Source organism: Mesorhizobium sp. B1-1-7 (assembly GCF_006442705.1).
GTDB classification, from domain to species: Bacteria; Pseudomonadota; Alphaproteobacteria; order Rhizobiales; family Rhizobiaceae; genus Mesorhizobium; species Mesorhizobium opportunistum.
Genome location: NZ_VFWQ01000014.1, coordinates 159,118 through 175,005, shown reverse-complemented (window position 1 = coordinate 175,005; position 15,888 = coordinate 159,118). Strand labels below are relative to the sequence as shown.

Annotated in this window: 16 protein-coding genes; 7 read left to right on the top strand and 9 right to left on the bottom strand. The window is 62.6% G+C overall.

The features are described from left to right. Positions 1-250: 250 nt before the first annotated feature. The 5 genes from FJ978_RS24005 to FJ978_RS23985 form a co-directional block, all read right to left on the bottom strand. Positions 251-1,273 carry a LacI family DNA-binding transcriptional regulator gene (locus tag FJ978_RS24005; protein WP_013896749.1) on the bottom strand — a complete coding sequence of 341 codons (1,023 nt, stop codon included), beginning with the start codon at positions 1,271-1,273 and terminating at the stop codon, positions 251-253. Positions 1,274-1,410: 137 nt separating this feature from the next. Beyond that, positions 1,411-2,202, bottom strand: coding sequence for an ATP-binding cassette domain-containing protein (locus FJ978_RS24000; RefSeq protein ID WP_013896748.1), 792 nt, complete (start codon positions 2,200-2,202; stop codon positions 1,411-1,413). 3 nt (positions 2,203-2,205) lie between these two features. Further along, entirely contained in the window at positions 2,206-3,192 is a 987-nt protein-coding gene (locus tag FJ978_RS23995) for an ABC transporter permease (protein ID WP_013896747.1), read from the bottom strand. Positions 3,193-3,309: 117 nt separating this feature from the next. Further along, complete coding sequence (locus FJ978_RS23990) at positions 3,310-4,245, bottom strand: substrate-binding domain-containing protein (protein WP_140574463.1); 936 nt, start codon at positions 4,243-4,245, stop codon at positions 3,310-3,312. A gap of 308 nt (positions 4,246-4,553) precedes the next feature. Continuing rightward, positions 4,554-5,711, bottom strand: coding sequence for a fumarylacetoacetate hydrolase family protein (locus FJ978_RS23985; RefSeq protein WP_140574461.1), 1,158 nt, complete (start codon positions 5,709-5,711; stop codon positions 4,554-4,556). A 297-nt stretch (positions 5,712-6,008) separates the two neighbouring features. Here FJ978_RS23985 and FJ978_RS23980 point away from each other — a divergent pair, with 297 nt between their 5' ends. The 5 genes from FJ978_RS23980 (at position 6,009) to FJ978_RS23960 (ending at position 10,737) form a co-directional block, all read left to right on the top strand. Then, complete coding sequence (locus tag FJ978_RS23980) at positions 6,009-6,893, top strand: ABC transporter permease (protein WP_140574459.1); 885 nt, start codon at positions 6,009-6,011, stop codon at positions 6,891-6,893. Next, a complete protein-coding gene (locus tag FJ978_RS23975) occupies positions 6,890-7,756 on the top strand; it encodes an ABC transporter permease (RefSeq protein WP_140574457.1) in 867 nt (288 codons plus the stop codon). The genes FJ978_RS23980 and FJ978_RS23975 overlap by 4 nt, the downstream gene beginning before the upstream one ends. Then, the gene (locus FJ978_RS23970; RefSeq protein WP_140574455.1) at positions 7,741-8,820 is read left to right on the top strand and encodes an ABC transporter substrate-binding protein; all 1,080 of its coding nucleotides are present in this window, start codon (positions 7,741-7,743) and stop codon (positions 8,818-8,820) included. The genes FJ978_RS23975 and FJ978_RS23970 overlap by 16 nt, the downstream gene beginning before the upstream one ends. A gap of 176 nt (positions 8,821-8,996) precedes the next feature. Continuing rightward, positions 8,997-9,605, top strand: a complete 609-nt coding sequence (locus FJ978_RS23965) for a cupin domain-containing protein (protein WP_140574503.1) — start codon at positions 8,997-8,999, stop codon at positions 9,603-9,605. After that, positions 9,595-10,737, top strand: coding sequence for an ABC transporter ATP-binding protein (locus tag FJ978_RS23960; RefSeq protein ID WP_246678189.1), 1,143 nt, complete (start codon positions 9,595-9,597; stop codon positions 10,735-10,737). Before FJ978_RS23965 ends, FJ978_RS23960 begins: the two co-directional genes overlap by 11 nt. A gap of 467 nt (positions 10,738-11,204) precedes the next feature. Here the strand turns inward: FJ978_RS23960 and FJ978_RS23950 are convergent, their stop codons facing one another. Beyond that, on the bottom strand, positions 11,205-11,909 hold the full coding sequence (locus tag FJ978_RS23950; RefSeq protein ID WP_023764561.1) for an SOS response-associated peptidase: 705 nt from the start codon (positions 11,907-11,909) through the stop codon (positions 11,205-11,207). A 159-nt stretch (positions 11,910-12,068) separates the two neighbouring features. Here FJ978_RS23950 and FJ978_RS23945 point away from each other — a divergent pair, with 159 nt between their 5' ends. Both FJ978_RS23945 and FJ978_RS23935 read left to right on the top strand, forming a co-directional pair. After that, positions 12,069-12,422, top strand: coding sequence for a nuclear transport factor 2 family protein (locus FJ978_RS23945; RefSeq protein WP_140574453.1), 354 nt, complete (start codon positions 12,069-12,071; stop codon positions 12,420-12,422). Between the two features lie 204 nt (positions 12,423-12,626). Beyond that, entirely contained in the window at positions 12,627-12,974 is a 348-nt protein-coding gene (locus FJ978_RS23935) for an ArsC family reductase (protein ID WP_041164377.1), read from the top strand. Positions 12,975-13,222: 248 nt separating this feature from the next. Here FJ978_RS23935 and FJ978_RS23930 read toward each other — a convergent pair whose 3' ends face one another. From FJ978_RS23930 to FJ978_RS23920, 3 genes are read right to left on the bottom strand one after another with little or no spacing between them, the layout of a single operon-like run. Next, positions 13,223-13,576: a DUF488 domain-containing protein gene (locus FJ978_RS23930; protein ID WP_013896736.1), complete on the bottom strand. Its 354-nt coding sequence runs from the start codon at positions 13,574-13,576 to the stop codon at positions 13,223-13,225. A 16-nt stretch (positions 13,577-13,592) separates the two neighbouring features. Further along, positions 13,593-14,849 (bottom strand): aminopeptidase, encoded by a 1,257-nt coding sequence (locus FJ978_RS23925; RefSeq protein ID WP_140574451.1) that lies wholly within the window; start codon positions 14,847-14,849, stop codon positions 13,593-13,595. 29 nt (positions 14,850-14,878) lie between these two features. Further along, positions 14,879-15,841 (bottom strand): LysR substrate-binding domain-containing protein, encoded by a 963-nt coding sequence (locus FJ978_RS23920; protein ID WP_140574419.1) that lies wholly within the window; start codon positions 15,839-15,841, stop codon positions 14,879-14,881. Positions 15,842-15,888: the final 47 nt, after the last annotated feature.

The window sequence follows — 15,888 nt, the reverse complement described above, 5'->3', positions numbered from 1 at the left end:
GGAACGAAAAAAGCCCGCTGCCGGGAGGAGGTGGCAGCGGGCTCGATTTCGAATGTGGTGCGGGAGGAGGTGCACCCCACTCAGCGCCGGCATCGCATCTGGGAGGAGTAGATGGCCGACAACCAGAACCTACGAGTTGCCCAATGATTCGGCAACCATAAAAGTTGCATAGCAGGTGTGCAGAATTGCCGCAGCACCCGTCAATCCTCCTACAAATCCGAACAAAGCCGCCTTGCGCAGGCGCGCTAACCTATTGAACCGGAACGTTTTCCCTGAAGATCAGGCGCGGTTCGATGAATTTCCGGGTGAGATAAGGCGCCGATGAGGCAATCGAGCCAAGCAGGCGGATGACCGACTGTTCGGCGATCAGCCTGGCGTTCTGGTCGATGACGACATCGGCGAGGTCATCGACGAGATAGCCGCGTGTTTCCTTGGTCAGATCGTGGCAGATGAACACCGGCTTGCGATTTGGCCTGGCTTCCCGGATGGCTTTCGCGACGCCGGAGCGTCCGGCCCCGACACAATAGATGCCGAGCAGTTCCGGCTCGTTGCGCAGCGCCTTCATCGTCTCGGCATAGCTGACATCGGGCTCGTCATTGATCTCGACAGCGCTGCTGATGGTCAGGTTGGGAAACTCCTCGCCGAGCACGGAACGGAAGCCCATTTCGCGTTCCTCATGGCCGCGATAGGAGCGCGAGCCGACGACCATCGCCAGGCGGCCCTCACGGCCGCCGAGGAAACGTCCCATCAAAAGCGCCGCCGTCCGTCCCGCCATGCGGTTGTCGATGCCGACATAGGCCGAGCGGGGAGCGGCCGGAATATCGGACACCAGCGTCACCAGGCGGATGCCGGTGTCGACGATGTCGCGCAGGATGTTGCGGGTTCGCGGATGGTCGATGGCGATGACACCGACGCCATTGGCCCGCAGCGACAGGTTCTCGACGGCTGTCTGCAGCGCGTTCGGCGATATGCCGGCTAGATTGTGGATCCGGCAGGAAGCGACGAGCGGCAGGCGCGACGCATAGTCTTCGATGTATCTTGCCAGATCCTGCATGAAGGCGTTGCTGCCGATCGGCAGGAAGAATTCGAGGTTTGCGGGCTTGGAGGGAAGCGTCACCTGGTCGGCGACCGGCAGATAGCCGAGCTGCTTGGCGGCCTCCATGACGCGCTGCCGGTTGGCGGCGCTGGCGCCCGGCCGATTGTTGAGCACCCTGTCGACCGTTGCCGTCGAGAGCCCGCAGGTCCTGGCGATATCGGAGACGGTGGCCTTCATGCCGCAACCCTATGCGCCGATGCCATGGCGCACCAGACCGATGATGTGGCAGGCGATGTGGTCTGAGTGGTGGGTGATCGCCACCCATCACCGCGATGTCCATTCGGCTGCTTCGGCAAGACGGCTTCCGCCCGTCTTCAGTGCGGCGGCTTGCCGTCGGCGACGGCGTCGCGGATTTCCTTGTCCGACATGCCGGTGATGATCCGTTCGACTTCCGCCACGGTTGTCGTCTTCGGGTCGATGTCGTCGGCGACCACCTTGCCCCTGCGCATGACGACGATGCGGTCGACCACCTGGAAGACGTGATGGATGTTGTGCGCAATGAAGATGCAGGAATGGCCGGAATCGCGCGCGCTGCGCACGAAGCTCAGCACGCCCTGTGTTTCGGCAACGCCGAGATTGTTGGTCGGTTCGTCGAGGATGATGAGGTCGCTGTCGAAATGCATGGCGCGCGCGATCGCCACTGCCTGGCGCTCGCCGCCGGAGAGCGAGCCGATCGGCGTCGTCGGCGGGATGTTCTTCGAAATGCCGACCTGCTTGAGCAGGTCGCGGGCGACAGTGTTCATCGCCTCCTGGTCCATGCGGTTGAGGAAGCGCGGCGGCTTGATCGGCTCGCGCCCAAGAAACAGATTGCGCGCAATCGACAGCTGCGTGACCAGCGCCGAGTCCTGGTAGATGGTCTCGATGCCGTGGGCGATGGCGTCGCTTGTGCTGCGCAGGGCGACCTTCTTGCCGCGGATGAAGATGTCGCCGCTGGTCAGCGGCACGGCACCCGAGAGCACCTTGATCAGCGTCGACTTGCCGGCACCATTGTCGCCGAGCAGGCCGACGATCTCGCGTTCGTTGACATGGAAGTTGGCGTCCTCGAGCGCCTGCACGCGGCCATAGGACTTGCGGATGTTCTGCATGCGGATCAGTGGCTCGGCCATGGTTCAAGTCCCTGCCTGGTGCCGGCGTTCCAGCCATGAATGAAGCGCCATCATGCCAAGGATGATCGCGCCGATGAAGATGTTGTAGGCAAGGCCGGGCACGCCGATCAGCACGATGCCGTTGCGCATCACGCGCAGGATCAGGATGCCGAGCACGGTGCCGATGATGGTGCCGCGCCCGCCGGTCAGCGCCGTGCCGCCGATCACCACCATGGCGATGACTTCGAGCTCGTAACCGGTGCCGCTGTTGGGGTTGGCGGCGGAGGTGCGCAGCGAGGAGATGACGCCGGCAAGCGAGGCCATGACCGATGACAGCACGAACAGGCCGATCTTGACGCGGTTGACGTTGACGCCGCGGGCGCGCGCCGCGTTGGGATTGCCGCCCGCCGCCTGGATCCAGTTTCCGGTTCGGCTTTGCGTCAGCACGTAGCCGAGCGCGATCGCCGCGGCGATAAACCAGAACAGCGACATGTAGATGCGAAACGGCCCGATGAAGAAGTCGCCGACCAGCGCTTCCGCCAGCCAGCTGCCCTCGGCGCTCCAGGTGCGCTGTGGGAAGCCGTCGGTGATGAAAAGGGCGCTGCCGCGCACCACCAGCAACATGCCGAGCGTGACCAGGAAGGACGGGATCTTGAGCTGCGTGACGAACCAGCCGTTGACCAGTCCGATCAAGGCTGCGACCACCAGCGCGACGACGAAGCCCATCTCCAGCGAGGTGACGCCGGCATTGAACAGCGTCCACATCAGCACCGGCGAGAAACCGAATAGGGAACCGACGGACAGGTCGAATTCGCCCGATGTCATCAGCAATGTCATCGCCAGCGCGATCAGGCCGAGCTCGACCGTGAATGCCAGCGTATTGGAGATGTTCTGCGGCGACAGGAAGTCGTGATTGAAGCTCCAGAAAACGCCGATTTCGACGACCAGGAGCACGAAGGGACCGAATTCCGGCCGCGCGATCAGGCGTTGGACGAGCGAATGATTTTCCACTGATAACCCGCGACATGATTGGAGAGGCGGAGCGCTGCACCGGAATCCAGCCAGGCTCGGCGAATGGACAGACAGTCGCGACCGCGGGTGCGATCGCGACCGTCTCGGTCTCGGATCTTATTTACCCGACAGGATCTTGTCGTAGACCTCGGCGGTGTCCTTTTCATAGAGCGCGCCGGTGATGACGTTGAAGCCCGGAGGAATGCCTGACGCGGCCATATTGGCGAGCGAGAGCGCGACATAGCTGGTTGCCTGCGGGTCCTGCCATTGGCCGGCATTGACATAGCCGTTCAGCACTTCCTGCGTTGTGTCGAGCGAGTTGCCCCAACCGACGACCGGAATTTCACCGGGCTTGACCCCGACCTGGTCGAATACCCGCTTGATCGAGCCGGTGACCAGATCGCCAAGGCCGATGATCGCCTTCACCTTGCCCTTGTGGGCGGTGAGGTAGTCGACCATGCGGTTGATCACCTCGGCCTGGTCGAGCGTCGCTTCGGTCACTTCATAGGTGATGCCGAGCGGTCCGAAGACGCTCTTGATGCCTTCCTCTTCCTGGACGCCATAGGTGGCGCCGGGAATCTCGACCGGCATCCAGACGAAGTCGCCCTTCTTCACCAGGCCCTTGTCGACCAGATACTGCGCCCAATGCTTGCCGAAGGTGACGTTGTCGCCGCCGACATAGGCGTTGAAATTGGCCTTGGGATCGGGCGTGTTGAAGTTGATGACCGGGATATTGGCCGCGCGGGCCTCCTTGACGATCTCGACAAGGCTGCCCGGATCGGGGCTGGTGGTGACGATGCCGTCGGCCTTGGCGGAGAGGGCGGCGCGAACCGCTTCCTGCTGCGAGGCGACGTCGCCATTGTGGAACGAGGTGTTGACGGTGTTGCCGGTGTCCTTGGCCCATTGCTTGGCGCCGGCCAGGAAGTAGGTCCAGACCGGATCGGCTGGGCCGCCATGTGAAATCCAGTAGAACGTCTTGGCCTGCGCCGCCGCCGGAACGAGCGTCAGCGCGACCAGCAGTCCGTAGAGCACAAGTCTCAGTCTTGTCAGCATTTGATTTCCTCCCGGTTGAAGATGATCCGTCCCTTGTTCCGGCGTCAGCCGGATTGCGTCTTTTGCCAGCGCCGCTCGGATGCCTCAGAGCATTCCCTTTTTCGACGGATGGCAAGCCTCCATCTGCAGATGTAGTTGTCGGCTGACGCGGCGCCATCAGCGGTCCCATCAGATTGCATCAGTTGGGACGGTTTTCCCGGGCAGCCGGATGATTGGCGTCGAGGCTCAGCCGAGCGGGTTGTGCGATCGGCGCTGCATGCTCCACAAGCGATAGCTGCCCTTCAGGACCGAACCGCTTGAAGAAACCGCTAGATCAGGCCGGCCTTCGCGAGATCGCGCATCAAATGGCTGGCGCCGTAGGTCCAGTGCGGGCAATCGGGCGACAGCCGCACCCGGTTGACCAGCGCGCCGAATTTCTCCGACGAGATGGTGACGATGTCGCCGACCTTGTGGGTAAAACCCTTGCCCTTTTCGCCGCGGTCCTTCGACGGCACGAACATGGTGCCGAGATAAAGCGCCAGCCCGTCCGGATACTGGTGGTGCGGCCCCATGGCGGCGGCAACCAGTTCTTCCGGCGAGCGGCTGATCTCGGCCATCGAGCTCGCGCCCTCCAGCGAGAACCCGTCCTCGCCTTCGACCTTCAGGCGCACGACCGCGTTCTTCACGTCGGCGATCGTGAACGTGTCGTCGAACAGGCGGATGAAGGGGCCGAGTGATGCGGAGGCGTTGTTGTCCTTGGCCTTGCCGAGCAGCAGCGCCGAACGCCCTTCGACATCGCGCAGATTGACGTCGTTGCCGATGGTGGCGCCGACGATCCTGCCGCTCGAGGCGGCGATCATGGCGATCTCCGGCTCCGGATTGTTCCAGGTCGACACCGGATGCAGGCCGACATCGGCGCCGAAGCCGACCGAAGCCATCGGCTGGCATTTGGTGAAGATCTCGGCATCGGGGCCGATGCCCACTTCCAGATATTGCGACCAGGCGCCGCGCGCGATCAGCTTGGCCTTGATCTCCATGGCTTCCGGCGAACCGGGCTTGAGCTTCGAAAGATCGTGGCCGATCAGCCCGGCAATATCGGCGCGAATGGCGTCGGCCTTTTCCGCCGAGCCGCGCGCCTGTTCCTCGATCACCCGTTCGAGCAGGCTGACGACAAAGGTCACGCCCGACGCCTTGATCGCCTGCAGGTCGGCCGGGGACAGCAAATACGGCTTGGCCGGATCGCGCGCGGCCTCGAAGCTGTTGGCGGCAATGTCGTCGAGCGATCCGATCGGCTTGCCCTCGGCCGAGCGCACATGCTTTGCCGGGTCGGCCATTTCGCAGACGTCGCGCACGGTCGGCGCCGTGCTCGACGTGATGTCGAAGACGGTGCCGTCACGCACGGTGACAACCATGGGATGCGAGGCATCGCTGCTCCCGGCGCGCCCGACGAACAGGCCTTCGGCCGGCAGATGTGTCAGGTTGGTCATGGCGTTGGGTCCTCCGAATGATCGAAAATGCGCTTGGCCGGATCGGCGCGGCACTTTCACCGGATTCCTCTCAAAGGTCTATCCCGTCATTGGCAATCAAGGGTGCCGCGTTCCCTTGTGAGACTCCACCTTCGCGGTTCACGCTCCCGTGAAAACTGAAGCGCTTGTTCAAGAATGTGAAATGCGCGCGGCCATGAAGAATGGAAGTATTACCAAAAGCTCTAGCCGACAGGATTTCACTTGACAGTTTCATAAATATGAAAAAGTCTCAGTTAATTTCAAAAACCGAGCAGGTCGATGTCGACCCTTGTTGCAAACCAGATGCCAGAGGCCCGGTCTTCATCGGGCTTCAGCTTCGCCATGCTGCTGCCGGGCGCGGCCGTCACCTTCCTGCTGATCCTGTTTGCGCTCGGCCTCGTGCTTTTCCTCGCCTTCCGCAACAATGACGGCTCTCTTCTAGGCGCCGGCTTCAGCCTGTCCAACTTCGCCACCGTCATCTCCGATCCGCTCTACTGGACGGTGACGCTGCGCTCGCTGGTGATTGCCGCGCTGGTCACGCTGGCCACGGTCGTCACTGCCTATCCCGTCGCCTACTATCTCGCTTTCCACGCCGGGCGGCGGCGCGGTCTGCTCTTGTTCCTGGTGACGCTGCCGTTCTGGACCAGCTATCTCCTGCGCGTCTTCGCCTGGAAGATCGTGCTCGCCTACAATGGTGTGTTGAACTCGGCGCTGATCGAAACCGGCATCTGGTCGGAGCCGACGCTGGCCTTTCTCAACACGCCGGCCGCCGTCGTCGTCACGCTGGCTCATGCTTACGCGCCATTCGCCATCCTGCCGATCTATGTGGCGCTGGACACCATCCCGAAATCCCTGCTCGAGGCTGCTTCCGATCTCGGTGCGCGGCCGTTCACCTCTTTCCGCCGGGTTGTGTTGCCCAATTCGATGCCGGGCGTGCTGGCCGCCGCGCTCGTCGTCTTCGTGCCGACCGTCGGCGACTATGTCACGCCGGCGCTCGTCGGCGGCCCGGCCTCCACGATGATCGGCACGCTGATCCAGGCTGAGTTCGGCAAGGCCAATGACTGGCCGTTTGGAGCAGCACTCTCCGTAGCCGTCATGCTGGTGATCCTGGCGGTGGTGCTGGTCGCGCGCTTCACCGACCGCAGATTTGGCAGCCGCACATGAGCGCGCGCACGCAAGGTGGCGGCCGCTGGCTTGGCGTCTACGTCGTCGCCTATCTGTTTTTCCTCTATCTGCCGGTGCTGCTGATCCCGCTGTTTTCCTTCAACGACTCGATCCAGGCGGCGTTTCCGCTGCAAGGTTTCACCTTGCAATGGTACGCGACTTTGTACGGCAATTCGGCGCTGTCCGGCGCGCTCGTCAACAGCCTCGTCATCGGCATCATTGCCGCCACGGGCGCCACGCTTTGCGGCATCACCGTGTCCTACATGGACCTCTATGGCCGCTCGCCGCTGGCCGCCACCATCAGCGCCATCGCCCGGCTGCCGATCCTGATCCCGGGCGTCATCGTCGGCATATCGCTGCTGATCCTGATCAACCTCATCGGCCTCGGACCGTCGCGCATCGCCATCGTGCTCGGCCACATACTGGTGGCGCTGCCGACAACCGTGGTGATCATGCGCAGCCGCTTCGCCGCCATCCCGAAGACCATTCGCGAGGCCGCCCTCGACCTCGGCGCGTCCGACGGGACAACCTTCCGGCGGGTGATGCTGCCGCTCAGCCTGCCGGCCATCGTTTCGGCCTTCATGCTGGCCTTCCTGATATCGTTCGACGAATTCATCGTCGTCTTCTTCCTTGCCGGCACCGAGCCGACGCTGCCGCTCTACATCTGGAGCCAGCTGCGGTTTCCGAAGTCGCTGCCGACGGTCATGGCGCTGGGCACGTCGATCCTGGCGGTGTCCTTCGTCATCGCCGGCCTTGCCGAGATCCTTCGCCATCGCGGCCTGTCAGCGACCGCGCCGCGACCCGCGAATCCATCACAACCAAAACAAACCAAGAGAGGAGAACTGCAATGGCATTCGACCTGATATCCGGCGACCTGATATCCGGAAAGACGGCCCGGGCCGGCCTCGCCGCTTTGGCGTTGGCGCTGTCGTCGACCGTCGCTTTCGCCGGCGACAAGCTGCAATATTTCACCTGGTCGGGCTATGAACTGCCCGACTTCAACAAGAGTTTCCTCGCCGCGCACCCCGATGGCGTCGAGGCTTCCATATTCGGTGACGACGATGACGCCTTCACCAAGGTCAAGGCCGGCTTCCGTCCCGATATCGCGCATCCCTGCTACGACAAGGTGGCGCGCTGGAACAAGGAAGGCCTGCTGCAGCCGATCGACACCAAGCGCATCAAGAACTGGGATTCGATCTTCCCGGTGTTCAAGAACCTGCCCGATCTGCAGGCCGGCGACGGCAAGGTCTGGATGGTGCCGTGGGACTGGGGCAACACCTCGATCCTCTACCGCACCGATCTGGTGAAGAACCCGGAAGCGAGCTGGAACCTGCTGTGGGACAAGCAGTATGCCGGCCGCATGGCGACCATCGACGCCGTGCATGACACGCCGATCGTTGCCGCGCTTCTGGCCGGCGTCAATCCGTTCGACATGACGCCGGAGCAAATGGACAAGGTGGCGGCGAAACTGCGCGAGCAGCGTCCGCTGCTCTCCAATTACACAACCGACATGACCTCGGTCGAACAGGCCTTGGCCAGCGGCCAGCTGGTCGCCGCCATGACCTGGAATGCATCGGCCACCTCGCTGAAGAAGCAGGGCGTGCCGGTCGAGTTCATGAAACCGAAGGAAGGCATGCTGACCTGGGCCTGCGGCTTCGTCATGCTCAAGGACGCCAAGAATGTCGACCTCGCCTACGATTTCATGAACAGCCGGCTGGATGCCGACTCGGGTAAGTATCTGATCCAGGCCTACGGCTATGGCAGCTCGCTCAGCACCGCCTTCGCCGGCGTGCCGAAGGAAGACCTGGACAAGCTGCAACTGCCGTCCGATCCGGAAGTGATGCTGAAGAGCACGATCTTCACCGGTCCGATGAAACAGAATGACGATATGGCCAAGATGTTCGAAAAGGTGAAGGCTGGCGGGTGAGGCTGGTCTTCCCTTCTCCCCTTGTGGGAGAAGGTGTCGCCGAAGGCGACGGATGAGGGGTGCTCCAGCTTGGCAATGACGGCGATCCGTCACCCACCCCTCATCCGTCTCGGCGCTAGCGCGCCGATCCACCTTCTCCCACAAGGGGAGAAGGGGAAGAAAACGAGGACCGACGCATGGATTTGCTGGACGATGCAACCGAGAAGCCCAAGGACGATGCAGACGTCCGCGTTGGCCGGCGGGTGCGGGCGCTGCGGCTGGAGCGCGGCCTTTCGCTGGCCGAACTGGCGGCAAAAGCCGGAGTGTCGATCGGTGCGCTGAGCCAGATCGAGCGAGGCATGTCATCGCTGCGTGTCAAGGTGATCTGGCCGCTTGCGGCAGCACTCGACATCGAGCCGTCGGCGCTGATCGCCGACGGCAACGACGCAGTCAATGATCTCTATTGCGTGCGCGCCAACAGCCGCCGCGCGATTCCCGTCAAATCCGAAGGCATCGCCAAGGCGCTGCTGTCGCCGCCAGGCGCGACGCTGACCGGCATGCTGGTGACCGTGGAGGCCAATGGCGGCACGGCGGAAGCCTATGCGCATGCCGGCCATGAATTCGGCTATGTGCTGGCGGGCGAAGTCGAACTGGTGGTGGATTCGACAAAATACGTGCTGAAGGAGGGCGACAGCTTTGCCTTCAAGAGCACGCTCTTGCATGCCTTCCGCAATCCGGGCGCCGAGCAGTGCCAGATCCTCTGGGTCAACACCACGAAACCGTCCGAGGTTCGCGATGGCGCCTGATCCAACAGGGCAATTCCAGGAAAAGTGCGAAGCGGTTTTCCGTCCGGAATTGCCGAACGCATTGGTCCGGCTGCAGGCGATCTCGAAGATCTTTCCCGGCGGCATCGTCGGGCTCGACGCCGTCGATCTCGACATTGTCAGCGGCGAGTTCATTACGCTGCTCGGGCCATCGGGATGCGGCAAGACCACCAGCCTGCGCGTCATCGCCGGCTTCGAAAGCCCGTCAAGCGGCAAGGTGCTGCTTGACGGGCGCGACATCACGGCGCTTCGGCCTTTCGACCGGCCGGTCAACACCGTGTTCCAGGATTATGCGCTGTTTCCGCATATGAACGTCGCCGAGAATGTCGGCTTCGGCCTGTCGCTGCGCAAGCTCTCCGGCAGCGAGCAGGCAAAACGCGTCGGCGAAGCCTTGGACATGGTCGGTCTCGCCGACAAGCTTCGCGCCCGGGTCTTGGAATTGTCGGGCGGCCAGCGCCAGCGCGTGGCACTTGCCCGAGCCATCGTCTGCGAGCCGCGCGTGCTGCTGCTCGACGAGCCGCTGTCGGCGCTCGATGCGCATCTGCGCGAACAGATGCAGGTGGAACTGAAGCGGCTGCAGTCGCGGCTCGGCACCACCTTCGTCATGGTCACCCACGACCAGACCGAGGCGCTGTCGATCTCCGATCGCATCGTCGTCATGAACAAGGGCCGCATCGAGCAGATCGCGCCGCCGGCGACACTCTATGATCGGCCCGCCACGAAGTTCGTGGCGAGCTTCATCGGCACCATGAATCTCCTGCAGTCGCGGTTTATCGGCCGCGACGGCGATCGCCTGCGTTTCACCGCCGGAACACTGGCGCTGGAAGCCATTTCTGAAACCGGCCAGTCACCCGGTAAAGGCGACGTGCGTACCATCGGCGTGCGTCCTGAGGATTTGCTGGCGACGACCGAAGTCTCGCCGGGCACGGCGCCGGCGCGCGTCAACAGCATCGTCTTTCACGGCCGCACGCTGCGCTTGCACGCCGAACTTGGGGAGGGAATGCCCGTGGTGATCGACGCACCGCGCCGGGCCGATGGCTTTCAATTCAACGTAGGCGACGTGGCGCATGTCAGCCTGCGCCGTGGCGCCAGCTGTCCCATGCTCTCGAGCTAGCCTCTTCCACCTTCGCAAGGTCGCTGCACGGTGCGCGCGGGGCGGTCGAACGACATGTGAATAAATGGCCATGGAACTAAGCGGCAATTGACTAAAATAGGAAAATACTCCTAATTTGGTTGATGCCGGAATTGAGTAGCCGACCGCGCCGAAATGTGCAAACGCTATGCCTCGCGCACGAAGTGGGGCAACTCATTCGTGTCCGATGCCGGCACTGCAACATCACCCGGCACTATCTACCCGGCGACCTTGCAAAGCTTGTCGGTGACATTCCCTTTTGGGACGTCGAACGGCATATGCGGTGCGAGCGCTGCAAGCTCCGCGAGCTTGATGCCGACATAGTCTTGCCGAGCGCTGCTGAGCGCCTGAAAATTCGTGTTAGACGTCTTGTCGAAATTCGCATGGTTCGCCGAGTGATCTGGCGAGACGACGATTGAAGAGGCTGCTGCCGAGCCCGATCCTGTAGCCTAGAACAGAGACCCTTGGACCGGAGCCTGTTGCGGAAACTTGATTTGTGTGGCTGGCTTCTCGACGATCATCAACGCATCGTCTGGCGCGGTCCGCTGCAAATACCGTGCTTCTGACCACGGCGCTGTCAGCCAAGCCTCCGTCTCTTCCGACGTCGTAAGGATCACGGGCATAGCCTTCTCGTGAATTGGCGCGACGATTGCATTGGGCTTGGTGGTCATGAATGCGTACAACTCGAAGTCACCAGGACCATCCTTGACCTTCCGAACGCCCTGCCAAGGGGTCCAGAAACCAGCGAAGAAGAATAAGGGTCGGCTTTCGTCACGGGCAAACCAAAAATTGCGCTGGATCCCTGTTTCCGGGTCCTTGTCGCTCGGGGTAGGGCTGGGTTCGGCAAAGCTGGTCACCGGCACGACGCATCGATTCTCGACGCTCACAAACTGTTGCCAGTGCGAGTATTGCGGATTGCGAACGTTCGTGGTGCCATAGTCTGCCTTGCCTTTCATGCGCTCAGGCGGCGTTGGCAAACCCCAAAGCAGCTTAGCTAACTCACGCTTCCCATCTGGCGTGTTGCGAACGACCGGGCCGGCCTGATTTGGATAGATGTCGACCGAAGGTTCAAGGTTGCCGATGACGTCGCGCAATGTGCGTGTCCATTGGCGGACCGCCTCTTGCGTTGTGGTGATGTTGTAGAGGTTGCACATCCAACTAGAATTACGGAATTGGCTTCTGTCCGCAACCTGCGAGAGCCACTCTGCCCGGCATCACCGTCCTGACACGGATTGTCAGCTACGACTGGCCCGGCAGTGGCAGGTCACCAAGCTGTCCCCTATTTGCTATGCGTCGGAACAGGAGGAACCCAAATGACTATCGCGGAAATTGCCAAGGACTTCACCGAACGCCTCAAGCAGGGTGATAACGAGGGTGCTGCCGAAAAGTACAATGCCGACGATATCGTCAGCTATGAAGCCATGGACGGGCCGATGGCCGTCAGCCGCGGCAAGGCTGCCCTCAAGCAGAAGGGCCAGTGGTGGCAGGAGAACAACGAAGTGCATGGCGGTTTGGTCGAGGGCCCCTATGTCAATGGCGACCAGTTCGCGGTGCGCTTCAAGTTCGACATAACGCCCAAGGCTACTGGCGAGCGCGTCACCATGGATGAGGTTGGCCTGTACACGGTCAAGAACGGCAAGATCACCGAAGAGCGCTTTTACTACTGAGGCCGAAACGGCTTCCGGGAGCCCGCTCTCGGTGAGGGGTTAAGACAAATATGGCGGCCGGGACGATGCCCTGGCCGCCATGCGCATCCGTCCACACCAGGCGTTCGTCGAGATAGCAGCAATGGCGGTCGTTGACTTCTTTGCCGTTGGGTGACTGCATGCGCCGCGGGACGGATTCGACGGTCAGCCCGAGGGAAGCACGCTTTGACGATCACCATGTACGGCATCACAAACTGCGACACGATCAAGAAGGCGCGCGTCTGGCTGGAGGGCCATGACGTGCCGTACCGGTTCCACGACTACCGGGCCGAAGGGATCGAGGCCGGCAAGCTGAACGGCTGGGTCGGCAAGGTCGGCTGGGAAAAGCTGCTCAACAAGGGCAGCACGACGTTTCGCGAACTGCCGGACAAGGACAAGCAGGATCTTGACGAGAAGAAGGCCAAGGCGCTGATGCTGGCCAAGCCAACGATGATCAAGCGGCCGGTGCTTGAGGTGGGCGATCGGATTCTGGTCGGGTTCAAGGCTGATGTTTATGAGCAGGCGGTGAAGTAAGCAGCGAGACGGCAACGCTGCCAATCTCCCCCCTTGCGGGGGAGATGGCCGGCAGGACAGAGGGGGGGTGTGAAGGATCGCCAACCCCAACGAATTTCGTTCTTGCGAAAACCTATCCAGGTCGCTGCGATTGATTGATAGGCTGGAGGGACAGCACCCCCTCTGCCCTGCCGGGCATCTTCCCCGCAAGGAGGGAGATCAGATGTCGCCTCGGCTTTCGCCAATCGCCAACGCTGCGAAACGAAGCCTCAACCCGCGCGCAAATATCCCGCCAGCGCCACGGCATTGTTGTGCGCTTCATCATGCGCGCCGTAGAGCAGCGTTACCTTACCTTGGCGGAGCAGTCCGCGCAGTTGCGTCACCGCCTCGTCATTGCCGTCCAGCTCGGCGCGATATCGCTTCTGAAACTCGGCCCAGCGAGCCGGCTCATGGCCGAACCATTTGCGCAACTCGTCGCTCGGCGCGATGTCCTTCAGCCACTGCGTCAGCGCTGCGTCCTTCTTGCTGACGCCGCGCGGCCATACCCGGTCGACGAGAACCCGCTGCCCGTCATCGGAAGCGGGTGGTTCATAGATCCGCTTGACCTCCAGGTCGAAAGCCATCCGACCCTCCGTGCCGTCAGGCCCACTCGCCCTTGCGCATCACCGGCACGCGGGCGCCGTCCTTATGGACGCCGTCGATGTCGATCTTGTCCGAACCGATCATCCAGTCGATGTGGATGAAGCTCTTGTTGCCGCCGCGCGCTGCAATCTCGTCCTGGCTGAGCGATGCGCCGTCGACGAAGCACTTCGAATAGCACTGGCCGAGCGCGATGTGGCAGGCGGCGTTCTCGTCGAACAGCGTGTTGAAGAACAACAGGCCGCTGGCCGAGATCGGCGATGAATGCGGCACAAGCGCCACTTCGCCGAGGCGCCGCGCACCTTCGTCGGTGTCGAGCACCTTCTTCAGCACGTCCTCGCCCTTCGATGCCTTTGCCTCGACGATCCGGCCCTCTTCGAACCGCACCGAGATATCGTCGATCAGCGTGCCCTGGTAGGACAGCGGCTTGGTCGACGAGACATGACCCTCGACGCGCCGCGCATGCGGCGTGGTGAAGACCTCCTCGGTCGGGATGTTGGGATTGCAGGTGATGCCATTCTTGGCGGTCGAGGCGCCGCCCATCCATTCGTGGCCGTCCGCCAGCCCGACAGTCAGATCGGTGCCCGGTCCCGTGAAATGCAGCGCCTGGAAATTGTGGCCGTTGAGCCATTCGGTGCGGCCGCGCAGCGCCGCATTGTGCGCCTTCCAGTTGCCGATCGGGTCCTCCACGTCGACCCGCGAGGCGGCGAAGATGGCATCGGCGAGCTTGGCCACCGCGACATCGTCAGCGTCGTCCGGGAAGACCTGCTTGGCCCAGGCGAGGTCCGGATAGGCGACGATGTTCCAGTTGATGTCGAAGCCGGTGATCTTTTCCAGCGCCGGCTGGTAGGCCATCGAGTTTGCTTTGTTGGCGCGCGCCACTTTTGTCGGGTCTTGCGCCGACAACAGCGAGGGATCCTCGCCGCGCACGGCCAGCCGCGCCGCATTGTTCGAAAAGGCTTTCGCCATGCCTTCATAGAGCCAGCCGGCGGCGCGGTCGAAACCCGCATCGGCGCCGAAGCGGTAGCGCGCCAGCGTCATCTCGTCGTCGTTGAAGATCGGCGTCACCAGTCCGGCGCCGGCCTTGTAGGCGTGCTCGACGATGCGCCTGGTCAGCGGCAGGGCCGCGATCGATGAGGTCAGCACCAGATCCTGACCGGGCTGCAGTTGCAGTCCGACCTTGATGGCGACTTCCGCCAGCCTGTCGAGCTTCACCGGGTCGATCGATGCGGAAACGCCGCGCGAATGTGTGGTCATGATCCTGCCTGCCGTCGTTGTTGGATTTCTCAATCTACATAGACCGGCGCCACCGTGCTTTCCACCGCGATCGCGCCGGAGTGGCCCATCTTCACGGATCCGAACTGCGCCATCGTCGCCGCGATCTCCTCCTTGATCCAGGCCTTGAAGTCGCGGACCTTGCGGCTCTCGGTCTTCTCCGCCGAAGTCACCAGCCAGTAGCCGAGCCCGCTCTGGGCGCGGATTCCGAATGGCGCCACCAGCCGCCCGTCGGCCAGCGCATCGGCAGCCAGCAACTGCCAGCCGAGCATCACGCCATGGCCGGCAATGGCCGATTCCAGGCACAGCATCGGATCGGTGAAGCGCGCGCCCTTCTGGAAGGTGACGGGCTGGACGCCGGCCGCGGTGAACCAGCTTTCCCAGTTGATCATCGCCCGCTCGTCGGTGATGGCGCAGGTCTGGGCAAGGTCTTCGATCGCTCTCAATTTCCGGGCGATGTCAGGTGCGCAGACCGGGAAGACCTCCTGCGCCAAAAGCAGTTCTGCTCGCCCGCCCGGCCATTTGCCGTCGCCGAGCCGAATGGCGATATGGATGTCGGAGTGGTCGAGATTGGCCGGCCGCACCGAGGCGTCGATGCGCAGCAGCACGTTGGGATGCCGGTCGAAGTGACGCGATAGCCTGGGCAGCAGCCATTTCGACGCGAAGGCCGGCGCCACCGAAACCACCAATGTGCATTGTGTCGCTTCATCGGCCAGCGCCACCGCCTGGGCCAGCTCGCGAAACCCCGCGCCGAGCCGGGTCGCGAACACGGTGCCGAATTCGGTCAGCACCAGGCCGCTCGTCGTGCGCTCGAATAGAGCCTGGCCGAGCTGCTTTTCGGTGCGGCTTATCTGCTGGCTGACGGCGCTGACGGAAACATTGAGTTCGCTCGCCGCCGCTGCGAGCGATCCGAGACGGGCGACGGTTTCGACGGCGCGAAGGCCGTTGAGGTGGATGCGGTTGAGCACGCTCATTTGAGATTTTCTAAACCGATCTGGCCGAAATCTCAATTGAAAGGCAC